Origin of the sequence: Burkholderia sp. WAC0059, from assembly GCF_002870125.1 — a bacterium.
GTDB lineage: Bacteria > Pseudomonadota > Gammaproteobacteria > Burkholderiales > Burkholderiaceae > Paraburkholderia.
Window position 1 is genome coordinate 83896 of record NZ_PNEO01000014.1, and the last position, 15804, is coordinate 99699.

15 protein-coding genes and 2 pseudogenes are annotated in these 15804 nt (G+C 65.7%); 8 read left to right on the forward strand and 9 right to left on the reverse strand.

Features of this window, described 5'->3' with window-relative positions:
- Positions 1–412: 412 nt before the first annotated feature.
- The 3 genes from CY652_RS15505 to CY652_RS15515 all read left to right on the forward strand — a co-directional run bounded on the left by CY652_RS15505 (position 413) and on the right by CY652_RS15515 (position 1310).
- A complete protein-coding gene (locus CY652_RS15505) occupies positions 413–709 on the forward strand; it encodes a hypothetical protein (RefSeq protein ID WP_102131662.1) in 297 nt (98 codons plus the stop codon).
- Between the two features lie 79 nt (positions 710–788).
- Positions 789–1004: a hypothetical protein gene (locus CY652_RS15510; protein WP_102131604.1), complete on the forward strand. Its 216-nt coding sequence runs from the start codon at positions 789–791 to the stop codon at positions 1002–1004.
- A 90-nt stretch (positions 1005–1094) separates the two neighbouring features.
- A complete protein-coding gene (locus CY652_RS15515) occupies positions 1095–1310 on the forward strand; it encodes a hypothetical protein (RefSeq protein WP_102131605.1) in 216 nt (71 codons plus the stop codon).
- Between the two features lie 105 nt (positions 1311–1415).
- Here CY652_RS15515 and CY652_RS15520 read toward each other — a convergent pair whose 3' ends face one another.
- Positions 1416–1640: a hypothetical protein gene (locus CY652_RS15520; protein WP_102131606.1), complete on the reverse strand. Its 225-nt coding sequence runs from the start codon at positions 1638–1640 to the stop codon at positions 1416–1418.
- A 185-nt stretch (positions 1641–1825) separates the two neighbouring features.
- On the reverse strand, positions 1826–2029 hold the full coding sequence (locus CY652_RS15525; RefSeq protein ID WP_102131607.1) for a cold-shock protein: 204 nt from the start codon (positions 2027–2029) through the stop codon (positions 1826–1828).
- Between the two features lie 576 nt (positions 2030–2605).
- Here CY652_RS15525 and rpsU point away from each other — a divergent pair.
- Positions 2606–2818, forward strand: coding sequence for a 30S ribosomal protein S21 (gene rpsU, locus CY652_RS15530; protein WP_102131608.1), 213 nt, complete (start codon positions 2606–2608; stop codon positions 2816–2818).
- Between the two features lie 202 nt (positions 2819–3020).
- Here the strand turns inward: rpsU and CY652_RS15535 are convergent, their stop codons facing one another.
- The 7 genes and pseudogenes from CY652_RS15535 to CY652_RS15560 form a co-directional block, all read right to left on the reverse strand.
- A complete protein-coding gene (locus CY652_RS15535; protein WP_102131609.1) occupies positions 3021–3362 on the reverse strand; it encodes a zinc ribbon domain-containing protein YjdM in 342 nt (113 codons plus the stop codon).
- A gap of 215 nt (positions 3363–3577) precedes the next feature.
- Positions 3578–3971, reverse strand: a pseudogene (locus CY652_RS24890) (DNA-deoxyinosine glycosylase); the annotation flags it as partial.
- A 143-nt stretch (positions 3972–4114) separates the two neighbouring features.
- Entirely contained in the window at positions 4115–4420 is a 306-nt protein-coding gene (locus tag CY652_RS24075) for a hypothetical protein (protein ID WP_146010115.1), read from the reverse strand.
- A gap of 674 nt (positions 4421–5094) precedes the next feature.
- Positions 5095–5589: a DNA-deoxyinosine glycosylase gene (locus CY652_RS15545; protein WP_102131610.1), complete on the reverse strand. Its 495-nt coding sequence runs from the start codon at positions 5587–5589 to the stop codon at positions 5095–5097.
- A gap of 20 nt (positions 5590–5609) precedes the next feature.
- Positions 5610–6161 (reverse strand): annotated as a pseudogene (locus CY652_RS15550) (chorismate--pyruvate lyase family protein); the annotation flags it as partial.
- A 141-nt stretch (positions 6162–6302) separates the two neighbouring features.
- Positions 6303–8222, reverse strand: a complete 1920-nt coding sequence (htpG, locus tag CY652_RS15555; protein ID WP_102131611.1) for a molecular chaperone HtpG — start codon at positions 8220–8222, stop codon at positions 6303–6305.
- A gap of 153 nt (positions 8223–8375) precedes the next feature.
- Entirely contained in the window at positions 8376–9968 is a 1593-nt protein-coding gene (locus CY652_RS15560; protein WP_102131612.1) for an aminotransferase-like domain-containing protein, read from the reverse strand.
- Positions 9969–10238: 270 nt separating this feature from the next.
- Between CY652_RS15560 and CY652_RS15565 the strand changes: the two genes are divergently transcribed.
- The 4 genes from CY652_RS15565 to CY652_RS15580 all read left to right on the forward strand — a co-directional run bounded on the left by CY652_RS15565 (position 10239) and on the right by CY652_RS15580 (position 15784).
- Positions 10239–11438 carry an aminotransferase-like domain-containing protein gene (locus CY652_RS15565; protein ID WP_102131613.1) on the forward strand — a complete coding sequence of 400 codons (1200 nt, stop codon included), beginning with the start codon at positions 10239–10241 and terminating at the stop codon, positions 11436–11438.
- Between the two features lie 56 nt (positions 11439–11494).
- Positions 11495–11959 (forward strand): RidA family protein, encoded by a 465-nt coding sequence (locus CY652_RS15570; protein ID WP_102131614.1) that lies wholly within the window; start codon positions 11495–11497, stop codon positions 11957–11959.
- Positions 11960–12096: 137 nt separating this feature from the next.
- On the forward strand, positions 12097–12996 hold the full coding sequence (locus tag CY652_RS15575) for a PhzF family phenazine biosynthesis protein (RefSeq protein WP_102131615.1): 900 nt from the start codon (positions 12097–12099) through the stop codon (positions 12994–12996).
- Positions 12997–13519: 523 nt separating this feature from the next.
- Positions 13520–15784, forward strand: a complete 2265-nt coding sequence (locus CY652_RS15580; protein WP_258002333.1) for a putative bifunctional diguanylate cyclase/phosphodiesterase — start codon at positions 13520–13522, stop codon at positions 15782–15784.
- Positions 15785–15804: the final 20 nt, after the last annotated feature.

A 15804-nucleotide genomic window follows, 5' to 3' on the forward strand; every position in this document is an offset into this window, starting at 1 on the left:
TAAGGTTCGAGCCCGCGTACCGCGCGCAGTATCGACGAACGAGCCCCTCGCCGACAGTCGGATGCACCGGTCGACTGACCCGCATCTGACCCGCATCCGACCGGCACTACGGGCCATGGGGACCGAATTGCGTCGCGCGCGTCCCGTATTTCGCTCGCGACGCGGAAAGCAGGAGTTTTCGCTGTACAAATCCGTCAATGGGCGTAGCATTGGATCGCCGATTGCCTCGCCCTTACGCCCGCATCCGTTCCCGACGCCGCTGCCGTCGCCCTGTCCAGCAGAACGGAGTTGCCCCTTTTTCACCGAAGACCGCGCGATGCGGTCGATTGCGTGAGCACTGCCGATTGCAGTCGCCCACCTCTCCTCGCCCTCTTTTCCGCCGCACACAGTGATGCGGCTTCAAAGGTATCTCATGACAACAGGTTTCCGTCTCTACCGTGGGCTGGAAGTTTACCCACTGGTCTATCCGCACCGCGCAACAACGCCCGGATCCGGGCACAACTACGACGAAGGATTCGACGCCGCCGTCCGTATCCAGGAGCCAGGGGATGCGGTCAGCACGTCGCGAAGCCGTGTTTTCCGGCTCGAGGTTCACCGTCCATTCCAGAACGCCGGCGACGCGCGGCGCGCATCGACCGCCTATGCGGAACACCTCATCGACACCTGTCCGCAGGACACGAACATCCTGGACCTGGCTCTGGCGTCCTGATTTCGGCTCGCTCCCGCGTCAGCTTCTATCGACATACGTCGGCGCGCACGCGGCACCCGAGCCGCCCAGGAGGTTCGACATGGGCAGGAATGAGCGGCTGAAACGGATTCGGCGCAATGGCTCCGGTCTCGTCGAACAGTTTTTGCCGACAGGAGCACGGGACGAACTCGCGGACGTCATCCGCGACCGCCGTCCCGAGATCGATACCGCTTCGTTTCCGATGTTCTTGTCAATTCGTGTGCTGCTGCGCGAATACGGCATGGCGAACTGCGAGCCGGACCGCGAGGCCAGGTAGATCATGGTCGTGCCGAACGCCTGACGCTCCTGCTCCGCCCCATCTTCTGCCGATGGTCACGGCAACGCGACCACCCTAAAAGGAAAGCAAATGCGCTTCAATTCGACCCGAATCGTTATCGATCCGACGCCCCGCCGGGCCGACGGCGAATATATGGCCCACGCGCGCATCAGTAGCAGCCGCACGGACGGCACTGGATACGACATTCATCTGAGCGGCGACCTTGCAGGCTTCGACGCGCGCGAAGACGCAATCGCCTATGCAAAAAACTGGGCACGGGAGTGGCTGGACGCACGTTTTGGCTGAGGTGCTCTTCGGCTATCGAAGCGCGGGAGAAACCGCGGTCGGGCCGGTTGCGGAACCCGTGGTAATTCGCGCCGCCAGACGCACACGAGAACGCAGCAGGGATGTTCAGCCGCGAGTATCGATCCAGTCGCGCGCCCACCGGGCCGAATAGCCGAGCGCATCTTCCTGACTGTCGAAGTACCCGAGCGAGTAGAACTCGTAATGCGTCGGCCCGGTGTGGACATCGGACCGCCCGAGCGTCAGGTTTGAGGAAAAGGAGCCGTCAGGCAGGCAGTGAGCCGACGGCCTGACCGCGTAACCGCGGTATTGCGTGGTGACAGATGTTTGCATCGTTACTTGTAAACCTGAATATGAACATGAGACTCCGTAGTCCCGCATGGGGACACTGATCCGTTCGAAACGGAGATGAAGCCTGGGAATGCAGATCGGCGTCGTCCCGGCCGACGAGTGAAACCGGCCGGCACGACAGTGCTGCGAGACAGCGCCCGGGGCCGGAAGCCCCGACGCCCGGGTGATTACAGCGGCTTGATATTCGATGCCTGCAGGCCCTTCGGGCCGTGCTTCGTCTCGAAGCTGACCTTCTGGTTTTCAGCCAGCGTCTTGAATCCGTCGCCGGCAATTTCCGAAAAATGCGCGAAGAGATCTTCGCCGCCTGCGTCGGGCGTGATGAACCCGAAGCCCTTGCCCTCGTTGAACCACTTGACCGTACCGGTATCCATGATAAATCCCTCAAAAATAAGAAAATTGACTGTTCCCGTCCCAGCATGGCGACGGGGAAGCATCAAGAGGGAGAAATAAGGAAACGAACTCCGCGCAAATGGCGGACATCAGACGAACACCTATTGGACTTCCTGAATACTTCTGCGGCCGACAATACGCGGATAGTCCGGCCCGGTCAATCGAATTCTGCACTACGAATGTAACAGCATGAAAGCCCCGGAATTCGCCGGTCATTGGAATGCGGTACACGGCGAGTCGCGAAGCGTATAGTGGTCGTTTTCCGGCTACCGCCGGCATTCAATGCCGGCCCGAATTGCAATTCAAGGATTGCAATTCGGGCCATCTCCGGCGCACGCATGTCATTCATGTCATGCGCTTCCAACCCGAAGGTGTGGTGAACTCCCGAGCACGCGCCGCGACTCCGGATTGCTCCATCAGACGCCATTCAGTCTCGACGGAACGAAACTGCGCACACCGTTGAAGACATCAAGACGATCCACCGTGCCAGCGGCAAGCCGCAGATGCGTTCAAGACCGCATGTGCAGCGTCCATCCGGATCACAACCAGGAAAAGAATTGACTACTGTCATCCCCAAACTCAACGAACCCGTGGAAGTCGCCTTGCGCCGTTTTCGACGCTCGATCGAGAACACGGGTCTGCTGAAAGAACTGCGGGCCAGGACGGCCTACGAAACGCCGACGGCCAGGCGCAAGAGAAAAAAAGCGGCGGCGGTGTCAAGGCTGCGCAAACAGATAAAACGTTCGTTACCGCCCAGGAAGCTGTACTGACTTCAGGCCGCCGGCGACCGCAGTCGTGCGGTTCCGCCGACGGGGAAAGCGGCATGGAATGTCTGGCGTCGACTCTGCCGATGGCCGGGCATCCTTCGACAAGGCGGCGCAGTCACGTCGTCCGGCAAGCAGGACCGGTCGCATCCGATGGCGACCGACTGCTTCGCTCCAGTAGCGCCACCCCACCGATCTCCACAGTGGCTCAGACCTTTCGGACGAACTCGGATTTCAGGCTCATTGCGCCGAAACCGTCGATCTTGCAATCGATGTCGTGGTCGCCGTCGACCAGCCGAATGTTCTTGACCTTGGTTCCCATCTTGATCACGCCACCGGAGCCTTTCAGTTTCAGATCCTTGATGACCGTGATCGTATCGCCGTCCTGCAGGACATTGCCGGCCGAATCCCGATAGACCTTCGCAACCGCTTCAACGGACGCGCTCGCCTCGGCCGACCACTCGTGAGCGCACTCCGGACAGACGAACAACCCGCCATCCTCGTAGGTGAACTCGGACTGGCATTGCGGGCAGGCGGGCAAGGTGCTCATGGGATTTCCTTCAGAAAACGTAGAAGATTGACCGTACAAAGTATACCGTCGCTCTCTGCGCGACGACCTGGCAGACGGCTGTTTTGCACCAGAAGCCCTGGCTGCCGCGCGAATTCCGGTGTGACGCCGTCTGATACCTGAGATCTGCCGTTGCCACCCGCAACGGTAACGGGGAACGTCCGGGAAGAGTTGAGCATCGACATTCGGAATCAGGGCTACTGTGGTCCGCTCCGTAGCCACTCACTCAACTGCCGCCATAACGCCAGCTTCCCGGCATAAGGCACAGCCGCATGCGCTGGACTGCTCGACGGCAAATTTACAAGTTGATATCGCTTTGCCGTCTCTCCAAGCGTCTTCGTTCCAATCCTGGCGGCGGTGCCGCCATTGAAGGCCACCGCAACCAGATTAGGCAGGGGCTCTACAAGGGCGATGAGATCGTTACTCTCGTGGCTGCGTATATTGCTGTCGAGACTGCCGACAACGTCGAGCTTCCGCTACGACGTCCCATAATCCGATGCGATGTGCGAGCAGCGTAGCGAGACGATTCTGATATTCCATGCCGACCAGATCCCGCTCGATCACCTCGCCGACCAGATGCCAGAAGCGATTGGTGTTTTGGTCAATTTGACATCATGGCGCCCCGCCCCGCGAGCGTGTAGGGGTCGCGATAACTGCTGCGCCAATACCGCCCTGACCGGGAGCCTTGATGCGACCGTGCTGTTCTAGAGTCACAGCAGGACATTCAAACCAGTTCATGAATAATCGGGCATCTGCATTGGTGGACGACGTGGTCCGCCTTGTGGACGACTAAGCTGGAGCAACAGCAAGGCAATAGCGCCGATTAGCACGCAATAACCGATCAAGACATTCCACGGGATAGAACCGTATATTTTTGGATCCGGCATGTATTTGTATAACCGCGTACTGACCAAAATCTGGGCAACAAGTTGAGAGCCCAGGGCCGCGCAAACGGTCATCAACGCGACACCGGAGTGCCACACGCGTGACCTTGCTGGAGCAAGCGCGACGCCGATTACGAACAGGATCGCTGCGGCCATGAGCAAATCAAGGGGGCGTCCGTGGGAAATGAGTTTCCAGACCCATAAACTGCGAGATATGATTGCCAACAGCGACCAGAAGTGGAGTGCACACGACCCCGCGAGACAAATGAAACACGCGAACTCGCGCCAATTAAATCGGCGGACCGCATGCGGCCGAGAGAGAAACTTACTGTTGGGTCTGCTATACAGCAACGCAATCCTGAGAGCATTCACTGGCAGCGCCACGAGCACGGGAAGCCAGTACGACAGCATAACCAATAGTACCAACCACACGACTGTCAGCCAGACGATCAAGGTGCGCCCCCATTTCAGTCCACATGCCAGGCCAATGCAACTCGCGAGCGTAATGAGTTCCCCGACTAACGAGATTCCTTGTATGGCCCAACTCCGCAATGGCATAACCTGCACGATAGATTGCCAGTTCCTGTAGTAGACAATTCCAGTGTCACAAAACTGTAGTGCCCAAGTGGTGGCAAAGAGGATTCCGCTATACGCGATCACTCTGAGTACCGTAAGGCGCCGTTTCGCTGAATACGATGCATATGCCGACATGTCAAGTCGTTCCAATTAGAGCCCAGATTAATATGGGGCGCCCAGCTAAAGGGTTCCTACGGAGTCGTACCGCGGCATTCCGGATGGCCTCTCTGTGGTTGAAACCATTGAACGCCCGATCAAATCGACTGCCGTAGCTGCCGCCAAATGGCCAGCTTTGCTGCATAGGAAACGGAGGCGTGGGCAGGACTGCTTGATGGCAAGCGGAGAAGTCGATATTTATCTCCGCGCTCACCAAGTACCTTCACCCCGATTTTCGCAGCCGTCCCACCATTGAATGCGATCGCAACCAGATCCGGTAGCGTATCGATGAGGGCGATCAGATCATTGCTCGAATGATCTCGAATGCGGCTATCAAGGCTGCCGGTTCGTCGTGCTTCCGCCATGACGTCCCATAATCCGATGCGATGTGCGAGCAGCGTAGCGAGACGATTCTGATATTCCATGCCGACCAGATCCTGCTCGATCACCTCGCCGACCAGGTGCCAGAAGCGATTCTGCCGATGCGCGTAGTACTGGCTATGCGCGAGCGAAACCTCGCCCGGCAAGCTACCGAGTATCAGCACCCGCGTATGATGGTCCACGACCGGAGGAAAGCAGCGCTTGAGCGTCATGAAGACGACGCGCCGTCGCGCGCGAGCCGCGCCCAGAGCGCGGGCAGCAGGCATTCGGTCACGACGAGCGGCGTGCCGCGCCGCCCGAACACCGACCGACGGGCCACGCAGGCGTGTGGCACAACCCCCGCGATTTCTCGCACAGCCAGCGCATGAAGCGGATGGCGAGCCGTCACGCGACGGCTCGCGAGCGCCGAGCGCGCCACGCTGCTGTCGCTGTAGAGCAACTCCGCGAGCGGACGCGTGCGCAGCCGGCGTATCGCCTGCCAGACGCCCCGGCTTGCGGCGAGCGGCACGACGCTGTGCGCGGCGACGTACGGTACGCCGTCGACCTCCAGCACGACCTCGCGCACCCACACCGGCGCGCGCGGCACGAGCCGCAGCGCCGCGCGTTCGTCGGGCCAGGGCAATCCGACCGCCTCGCGCGTGACGCGCACGCGCACCGCGCCGAGCGTGCGCAGATGCGCGGTGAGCGAGCCGCCGCGCGTGAGCCAGTCTTTCTGGTAATCGGTAAAGTGAGGCCGGGGCGCGACGCGCCAGTGCGCATCGGCGGCATCGAAACGGGTAGGCATGCGGCGCATTATAGGACGCGAGCGCGGCGCGGCGTCACGGAAACCGCAACGATCGCCGCGCCGCGCGCAGCCCCCCAAAAAAACGGACGGACCGACCGCGGCGGGCCAGATAGCGGCCCACCACAGCCCGCCGCCCGAAGATCAACCCTGCCCCGCGCGCGCGAGCAGCAGCGCGTTGGTCCGCTTCACGAAGCTCGCCGGATCGTCGAGCGCCCCGCCCTCGGCGAGCAGCGCCTGATCGAACAGCAGGTGGCACCAGTCGGCGAAATCGGCGCCGTCGGTCTTGAGCCCCTTGACGAGCGGATGCTCGGGGTTGACCTCGAGAATCGGCTGGAACGCCGGCGCCTGCTGGCCGGCCGCCTTCAGCATCCGCTGCAGGTAGCCGCTCATCTCGCCTTCGTCGGCAACGAGGCACGAGGGCGAATCGGTCAGGCGGAACGTCAGGCGCACGTCCTTGGCCTTGTCCTTCAGCGCCTCCTTCATCCGCTCGACGAGCGGCTTGAGCTCGTCGCCGACCTTCTGCTGCTGCGCCTTCTCCTCGTCGTCGAGCGCGCCGAGGTCGAGGTCGCCGCGCGCCACGCTCGCGAGCGGCTTGCCGTCGAACTCGTTGAGGAACGACAGCATCCATTCGTCGACGCGATCGGTCAGCAACAGCACCTCGACGCCCTTCTTGCGGAACACCTCGAGATGCGGGCTGTTCTTCGCGGCCAGCCAGGTGTCGGCGGTCACGTAGTAGATCTTCGTCTGCTCGGGCTTCATGCGCGCGACGTAGTCCGCGAGCGACACGTTCTGCGCGTCCGAATCGCCGTGCGTCGAGGCGAAGCGCAGCAGTTTCGCGACGCGCTCGCGGTTCGCGAAGTCCTCGCCGATGCCTTCCTTGAGCACCTGGCCGAACCCGGTCCAGAAGCCCGCGTACTTCGCCTTCGCCTCGTCGCTCGCCGTCTCGTCGGTCTGCGCGTTCGCCATGTCTTCCAGCATCGAGAGCACGCGCTTCGTGACGCCCTCGCGGATCGCCTTCACGTCGCGGCTTTCCTGCAGGATTTCGCGCGAAACGTTGAGCGGCAGGTCGCTCGAATCGACGACGCCCTTCACGAAGCGCAGATAGGCAGGCAGCAGTTGCTCGGCGTCGTCCATGATGAACACGCGCTTCACGTAGAGCTTCAGCCCGCCGCGATGCTCGCGGTTCCACAGGTCGAACGGCGCGTGCGCGGGCACGTAGAGCAGTTGCGTGTACTCGCTGCGGCCCTCGACGCGGTTGTGCGTCCAGGCAAGCGGATTCTGCGTGTCGTGCGCGAGGTGCTGGTAGAACTGCTGGTACTGCTCGTCCGTGATGTCGCTCTTCGGACGCGTCCACAGCGCGCTCGCCTGGTTGACCGTCTCGTCCTCGTCCTTCGCGACCATCTCGCTCTTTTCCGCGTCCCACTCCTCCTTCGTCATGAGAATCGGCAGCGCGACGTGGTCGGAATACTTCTGGATGATCGACTTGAGCTTCCAGGCGGAGAGCAGCTCGTCCTCGCCTTCGCGCAGGTGCAGCGTGATCGACGTGCCGCGCGCGGCGCGCTCGACGGTCTCGACCGAGAAGTCGCCCTCGCCCGCGCTTTCCCAGCGCACGCCCTCGGCGGCCGGCAGGCCCGCGCGGCGGCTTTCCACCGTGATGCGATCCGCGACGATGAAGCCCGAGTAGAAACCCACGCCGAACTGGCCGATCAGCGCGGCGTCCTTCTGCTGGTCGCCCGAGAGTTTGCCGAAGAACTCCTTCGTGCCGGAGCGCGCGATCGTGCCCAGGTTCGCCACCGCCTCGTCGCGGCTCATGCCGATGCCGTTGTCCTCGATCGTGATGGTGCGCGCGGCCTTGTCGAACGACACGCGGATGCGCAGGTTCGGGTCGCTCTCGTAAAGCGCGTTGTCCGCAATGGCCTCGAAGCGCAGCTTGTCGGCCGCGTCTGACGCGTTCGAAATCAGCTCGCGCAGAAAAATTTCCTTGTTGCTGTAGAGCGAATGGATCATCAGGTGCAGAAGCTGTTTCACTTCTGCCTGAAAGCTCAGGGTTTCCTGTGCCACGGTCGGGTTTCCTCCTTCGTTGCTGATCTGATTCCGGCCGCCGGCTACCGGGAGCCCGGCGGCGTGCCGGACGCGCAAATGGGGGCACGCGCGGCGTTTTCAAGAGCGGCCCGCCGCGATGCCGAAGCGCTCGTCATCCCGGGTTCCGTCGAATCACGCCGGGGCACGGGCGCCGGCCTCGCCCGCCGCCGGGCCCGCGCCGTTCGCCGCGCGCCGGCCCACGCCGTCCAGATAGCGCGCGAGGAACGCCGGCAGGGCCGGATCGCCGCAATTGGCCACATTGAAGCGCAGGAACGTGGTCGGCGACTGGTACGGCGAGAACAGGCTGCCCGGCGCGAGCAGGAAACCCGCTTCGTGGCCGGCGGCGGTCAGCCCGTCGGCGTCGACGCCCGTGTCCGCCCACAGGAACATGCCCGCGCCCGGCGTACAGAAGAGCCGCATGCCCACGCGCTCGAGCATCCGCGCGGCCTTCTCGCGCACGCCGTCGAGCCGGCCGCGCAGCCGCTCGACGTGGCGCCGGTACTGGCCCTCGGTCAGCACGCGGTAGAGCACGCGCTCGTTGAGCTCGGGGCTCGTCATGCCGACCAGCATCTTCTGGTCGGCCACGGCCTTCGCGAGCCCGGGCGCCGCCGCGATAAAGCCGACCCGCAGGTTCGGCGCGAGCGTCTTCGAGAAGCTGCCGAGGTAGATCACGCGCCGCAACTGGTCGAGGCTCGCGAGACGCGTCGCCGGATAGCCGGCCGGGCAGAGGTCGCCGTAGATGTCGTCCTCGACGACGATGAAGTCGTACTGCTCGGCGAGCCGCAGCACGCGGAATGCCTGTGCCGCGGAGAGCGACGTGCCGGTCGGGTTCTGCAGCACCGAGTTGATGACGAGCATTTTCGGGCGCCAGGCCGCGACGAGCGATTCGAGTGCGTCGAGGTCGGGCCCCTCGGGCGTGTAGGGCACGCCGACGAGCCGCGCGCCCTGCGACGCAAAGCGGCCGAACATCTGGAACCAGGCCGGGTCGCCGACCAGCACCATGTCGCCGGGCGCGACGTACAGGCGCGCGAGCAGGTCGATGGCCTGGGTGACGCCGGAGACCGTCACGATCTGCTCGGGCGCGGCGCCGATCTCGAGCTCGGCGAGGCGCGTCTGCAACTGCTGGCGCAGCGGCAGGAAGCCTTGCGGCGTGCCGAAGCTGAGCTGCTGCGTGCCGCTTTGCCGGCCGAGCGAGCGCAGCGCGCCCGTGATCAGCTCGCCGTCGAGCCAGCGGGCCGGCAGATAGCCGAGGCCCGGCCCCTTTTCCGGCCGCGTCGACGAATGCAGCATGTTGCGCAGCAGCCAGACCACGTCGATCGCGCCGGGCACCGGTCCGGCCTCCGCCGGCGGGCTGCCTGCCGCCGCCCCGGCCCCGCCCGCGCCGGTCCCGCCCCCGCCTACCCGGCCGTCTGCCCCGCCGTCGGTCGGGTTGCCGCCACGGCCCGCGCCCGGCGCGGCAGCGGCGACGCGCTCGCGCACGTAGAAACCCGAACCGCGCCGCGAATCCAGATACCCCTGGGCGACGAGCCGCTCGTACGCCTCGACCACGGTGAAGCGCGAGACGCCCTTGTCGAGCGCGAGCTTGCGGATGGACGGCATGCGCATGCCGGGACGAAACACGCGCTCGTCGATGCGATGGCGTCCCCACTGCACGAGCTGATCGACGAGCGTGAGCGTGGCGGCGTCGTGCGGTGCGGGAATCTGGTCGAGCGGAACGGAGGACATGGCATCTCCAACTGTACCGAAAAGTATCGGAGCAATTGTACCGTTACCGTGCAGGTCCGAGCCGTTACAGTCAATCCATGCTGGCGCTCGTGCCCCTCCCGTGCCCCCGTGCCCCTGCCTGGCCGCGGGCCGGCCCGCATCGCGCCGGCGAACGAATCGCGCCATAATCGGCGGCCGCCCGGACCCGCCAGCGCCGTTTTGGCCGATACCGCTCCAAGCGCACCCGTTTCAGCACGTCATTCACCCGGCCCAGCCCGACGAGGAGACCTCATGGACCACAGCGACCTTCACGCTCCGCCCGCGTGGCAACTGTCCGAACGCGCACGCAAGCTGACCAGTTCGGCCATTCGCGAGATTCTCAAGGTCACGGAACGTCCCGACATCATTTCGTTCGCGGGCGGCCTGCCCTCGCCCGCCACGTTTCCCGCCGAGGCGATGCGCGCAGCGGCCGAGCGTATCCTGCGCGACGCGCCCGCGGCCGCGCTCCAGTACAGCGCGACCGAGGGCTACCTGCCGCTGCGCGAATGGGTGGCCGCGCGCCACTCGGGCGACGGCGTGACGATCCGGGCGTCGCAGGTGCTGATCACGACGGGTTCCCAGCAGGCGCTCGATCTGCTCGGCAAGGTGCTCATCGACCGGGACAGCCCCGTGCTCGTCGAAACGCCGACCTACCTCGGCGCGCTGCAGTCGTTCTCGATGTACGAGCCGCGCTACGTGCAGATGCCGACCGACGACGCGGGCCTCGTCCCCGAGGGCCTCACGCCGGCGCTCGCGGCCGGCGCGCGCCTGCTCTACGCGCAGCCGAATTTCCAGAACCCGACGGGCCGGCGCCTCCCCGTCGAACGCCGCCGCGCGCTGGCCGACTTCGCGCAACGCGCGGCCTTCCCGGTCATCGAGGACGACCCCTACGGCGCCCTCGACTACGCGGGCACGCCGCTGCCGACGCTCCTCTCGCTCGCGCCGGAACACATCGTCCATCTAGGCTCGTTCTCGAAGGTGCTCGCGCCGGGCCTGCGCATCGGCTACGTGATCGCGCCCGAGGACCTGCACTTCAAGCTCGTGCAGGCCAAGCAGGCCACCGACCTGCACACGCCGAGCTTCACGCAGCGCGTGGCCTTCGAAGTGGTCAAGGACGGCTTTCTCGACACCCACGTGCCGACCATCCGGGCGCTCTACCGCGACCAGTGCGCGGCCATGCTCGCCGCGCTCGAGCGCTTCATGCCCGCGGGCGTGAGCTGGAACCGTCCGGAAGGCGGCATGTTCGTCTGGGCGACGCTGCCCGAATCGATCGACACCATGAAGCTGCTCGAGGAGGCCGTCGCGCAGAACGTCGCCTTCGTGCCCGGCGCGCCGTTCTTTGCAAACGAGGCGCGGCACAATATGCTGCGGCTGTCGTTCGTCACCGTGCCGCCCGCGCAGATCGACGAGGGCATCGCCACGCTGGCCGCGCTGATCCGCGGGCGGCTCTGAACGGCGGGGCCTGGCGCCCCTTTTGTTTTGACATTTCCAGCAAGGACTTACCGATCATGGCTCAAACCAGCATCTACGACCGGCTCGCGCAACTGGGCATCGCGCTGCCCGAAGCCGGCGCGCCCGCCGCCGCCTACGTGATGAGCGCGCAAAGCGGCAACACCGTCTACCTGTCCGGCCACATCGCGAAGAAGGACGGCAAGGTGTGGGCCGGCAAGCTCGGCGACACGCTCGCGACCGGGGACGGCAAGGCCGCCGCGCGCGCCGTCGCGATCGACCTCATCGCGACGCTGCACGCGCACACGGGCGACCTGAACCGCGTCACGCGCATCGTCAAGCTGATGAGTCTCGTCAACTCGACGCTGGCGTTCACCGAGCAGCACGTCGTGACCAACGGCGCCTCGGAGCTCATCGTCGAGGTGTTCGGCGAGCGCGGCAAGCACGCGCGTTCGGCGTTCGGCGTCGCGCAGATTCCGCTCGGCGCCTGCGTCGAGATCGAACTGATCGCCGAAGTCGCGTAACGCGCGTCGAAGCGAACGCCGGGTCCCGCGCGACAGGACGCGTGGGGAACGGCGACTCGTCCCGCATCCGAAGCACGCCGCGGCACGAGGCCGATGCCCCGCGTCACTCGCCCATCGTTTGTCCGGAGCCCGCCGCCATGTCCGTGCGCACCGTCCGCTTCAAGCAGATCGACGTCTTCACGCAAGTCCCGTTCAGAGGCAATCCGCTCGCCGTCGTGTTCGACGCCGATGCGCTCGACAGCGACGAGATGCAAACCATCGCGCGCTGGACCCAGCTCTCGGAAACGACGTTCCTCGTCGCGCCGACTGACCCGCAGGCCGACTACCGCGTACGCATCTTCACGCCGGCCGGCGAGCTGCCGTTTGCCGGCCATCCGACGCTCGGCACCGCGCACGCGCTGCTCGACAGCGGCTACCGGCCGAAGACGCCGGGGCGGCTCGTACAGCAATGCGGCGTCGGCCTCGTCGAGCTGGCCGGGCGCGAAGACAGCACCTGGGCGTTCGCCGCGCCGCCCGCACGCGTCGCGCCGCTGCCGGCCGAACGCCACGACGCGCTATGCGCTGCGCTCGGCACGAGCGCGCTGGACCCCGGCGCGCCGCCCTGCGCCGTCGACAACGGCGCGCCGTGGCTCGTCGTGCGCCTCGCCTCCGCCGCGGACTGTCTCGCGCTCGACCCGGACCTGCCCGCGCTCGCGCGGATCGCGCACGAGGCGGGCACGCACGGGCTCGCCGCCTACGGTCCGCATCCGGCCGACGGCCCCGCGACGTTCGAGGTCCGTTGCCTGATGGCGGGCCCGATGTTCGGCCAGGGCGAAGACCCCGTGACGGGCAGCGCCAACGCCGCGATCGCCAACCTGCTGACGCATCAGAACCGGCGCCCCGGCCCGCGCTACACGGCACGCCAGGGCACCGTGCTCGGCCGCGATGGACGCATCGTCGTGGACTACGACGATGCCGCCGGACGCACCTGGATCGGTGGAGCCTCGGTGACGGTCGTCGACGGCACGTTCCGTCTGCCGGACCGGCTTCAATCCTGAATCGGGCGGACCCGATCCGCCCCGCAGCCCATCGTCCCGGCCTGTTCCCGGCTCGACTTCCGGCGCAAGCCGGCCCGGCCTGAGCGGCTCAGCCGAACCGATATTCCCGGGATCGCGAATGGACCGGGACACCGGGTAAACAGGTACATGGCCCGCCGCGCCTGCGCCCGACCATGCGCGACGCATCACACAACCGGCACCGGACGCAAGTCTCATCGCGCCCATGTTGCGGCCAGGCCGCAACCCTTTCTTAATCCATTTCCATTCAGTAATATCGAGACGAGGGGCGCAATGTGCGCCCCGTTGCTCCTTTCGCGCCCGCGACACGCGCGTTTCAACCGGCCGTCCCGCCTGTCATGCCGCCGATCAAACCGCCTGCCCGATTGCCATTGCAGTCCTCACCATCGCAGCCGCGACGCGACGCCCAGCGCGCGCGGCTTCCCCGATGAAGCGACCGCCGCGAGCGTATCATCCTGCACAAGGCATCCGGCCCGGGTCGGAGCCGCCCTCGGCGCATCCGCGCATGCTGTTCGCCATTCCGGCGCTCGGTCTTCTCGTCGTGATCCTGATCTGGGCCGCCGTTTTCGCACGGCTCTCGGGCGAGCGCGATGCCGCGCTGCGCGAGGCCCGCGCTTCGGCCTCGACGCTCTCCGCCGCGCTCGAACAGCACACGGTCCGCACCGTCCGCCAGGTCGACCAGATCACCCGCTTCATCCAGTACGAGTACGAGAAGTCGCCCGATCGCTTCGATCTCGCGCGCATCGTCGCGCACGGCACGGTCGGCGACGACTCGCTCGCGCGCGTATCGGTCGTCGACGCGCACGGCCGGCTCGTCGCCACGACGCTCGATCCTCACGCGAAGCCCATCGACATTTCCGACCGCGACTACTTCGCGCTGCATGCGCGCGAAAACGACGACCGGCTCGACATCGGCCGGCCCACGACGGGCCGCATATCGGGGCGCACCGTCCTGCAGATGACGCGGCGTCTGAATCATCCCGACGGCTCGTTCGCGGGCGTCGTCGTGGTGTCCGAAGACCCGGGCTACTTCACGAGCGACTTCTACGACGACACCGCGATCGGCCACGACAGCGTGATCGCACTGATCGCCGACGACGGCACCGTGCTCGCCCGTCGGGCCGGCGCCGGCGCCGACTCGACGGGCGGCTTCTATCCGGCGCAGGAACGCGCCTCGGGCATCTACGCCGACCCCATCGACCACGTCACGCGCATCGTTTCGTACCGCCATCTCGACGGCTATCCGCTCGGCGTGCTGGTGGGGCTCTCGCAGACCGGCCAGTTGGCCGACTACCGCCGCGCCCACCGGACCTATCTGCTGACGGCAAGCGTCATCACGCTGGCGATCCTGGTGTTCTCGATCGTCGCGACGGGCTTGATCGCCAGGCTGATGCGGCGCGAGCGTGAAATGCGCGAGCTCGTCGAGCGCGACCTGCTGACGGGCCTGCCGAACCGTCCGGCGACGCTGCAACGGCTGCGCGAGGAAGTGGCCTCGCCGGCCAATCTCGGCCAGCTCGCCATCCTCTTCATCGACCTCGACAACTTCAAGACCGTCAACGACACGCTCGGCCACAACACCGGCGACATCGTGCTGCAGATGAGCGCCGCGCGTCTCGCGGAGGCTGTCGGCACGGCAGGCGTGCTGAGTCGCATCGGCGGCGACGAGTTCGTCGTGATCGTCAAGGGCGAGCGCATCGAGACACGCGCGAGCGCGCTCGCCGAGGCCGCCAGTGCAGCGTTCGCGCGGCCGTTCGAGGTGCGCGGCAGCACCTTCGTGCTGCACATGAGCACGGGCATCGCGCTGCACACGGTCGGCAACGAGAGCGAGATCGACCTGCTGAAGAAGGCCGACCTCGCGATGTACGCGGCCAAGGAGGCGGGCCGCAACTGTTTCCGGTTCTACTCGCCGCAGTTCGCGTACCGGGCCGACCATCTGATGAAGTGGGAACAGCAATTGCGCGTCGCGCTCGACGAGGGCCAGCTCTTTCTCGCCTACCAGCCGAAGATCGATCTGCACCGGCGCTGCATCACCGGCTTCGAGGCGCTCGCGCGCTGGAGCCATCCGCAATACGGGCTGATCCCGGCCGGCGAATTCATCCCCGTCGCCGAATCGACGGGGCTCATCGTGCCGATCGGCGACTTCGTGATCCGCACCGCGTGCCGCCAGCTCGCGCAGTGGCGCGCGGAAGGCCACGACACGCTCTCGCTCGCGGTCAACATCTCGGCCGTGCAGTTCTGGCGCGGCGACCTCTACGAAACGGTCGCGCAGGCCATCGCCGAAACCGGCATCGACGCGCGCCGGCTCGAACTCGAAATCACCGAGACCGGCATGATCGAGTTCCCCGAACTCGTCTCGGAGAAGATCGCCGCACTCAAGCGGCTCGGCGTGCGCATCGCGCTCGACGACTTCGGCACCGGCTACTCGTCGCTGTCGTATCTGAACCGCTTCGCCGTCGACACGCTGAAGGTGGACCGCTCGTTCGTCCAGGCGATTCCGAAGGACCGCAGCGTCTGCGTGATGGTGTCGGCCGTCGTCAACCTCGCGCGCTCGCTCGGCCTGACGGTCGTGGTCGAAGGCACCGAGACCGAGGAGCAGGTGGCATGGCTATCGGCGCTCGCGCCGATCGAGGCCCAGGGCTTCCTGTTCTCGCGCCCCGTGCCGGCCGACGGCGTGCCGAGCCTGATCGAGCGCTTCGGCGTCTGCGCGAACGAACTGGTCGAGACGCGCGCGCACGCGGGCGGTCAGGCCGGCGACGCGGCGCGTCGGTAAGGCAGGGAAAAGAAAACGCG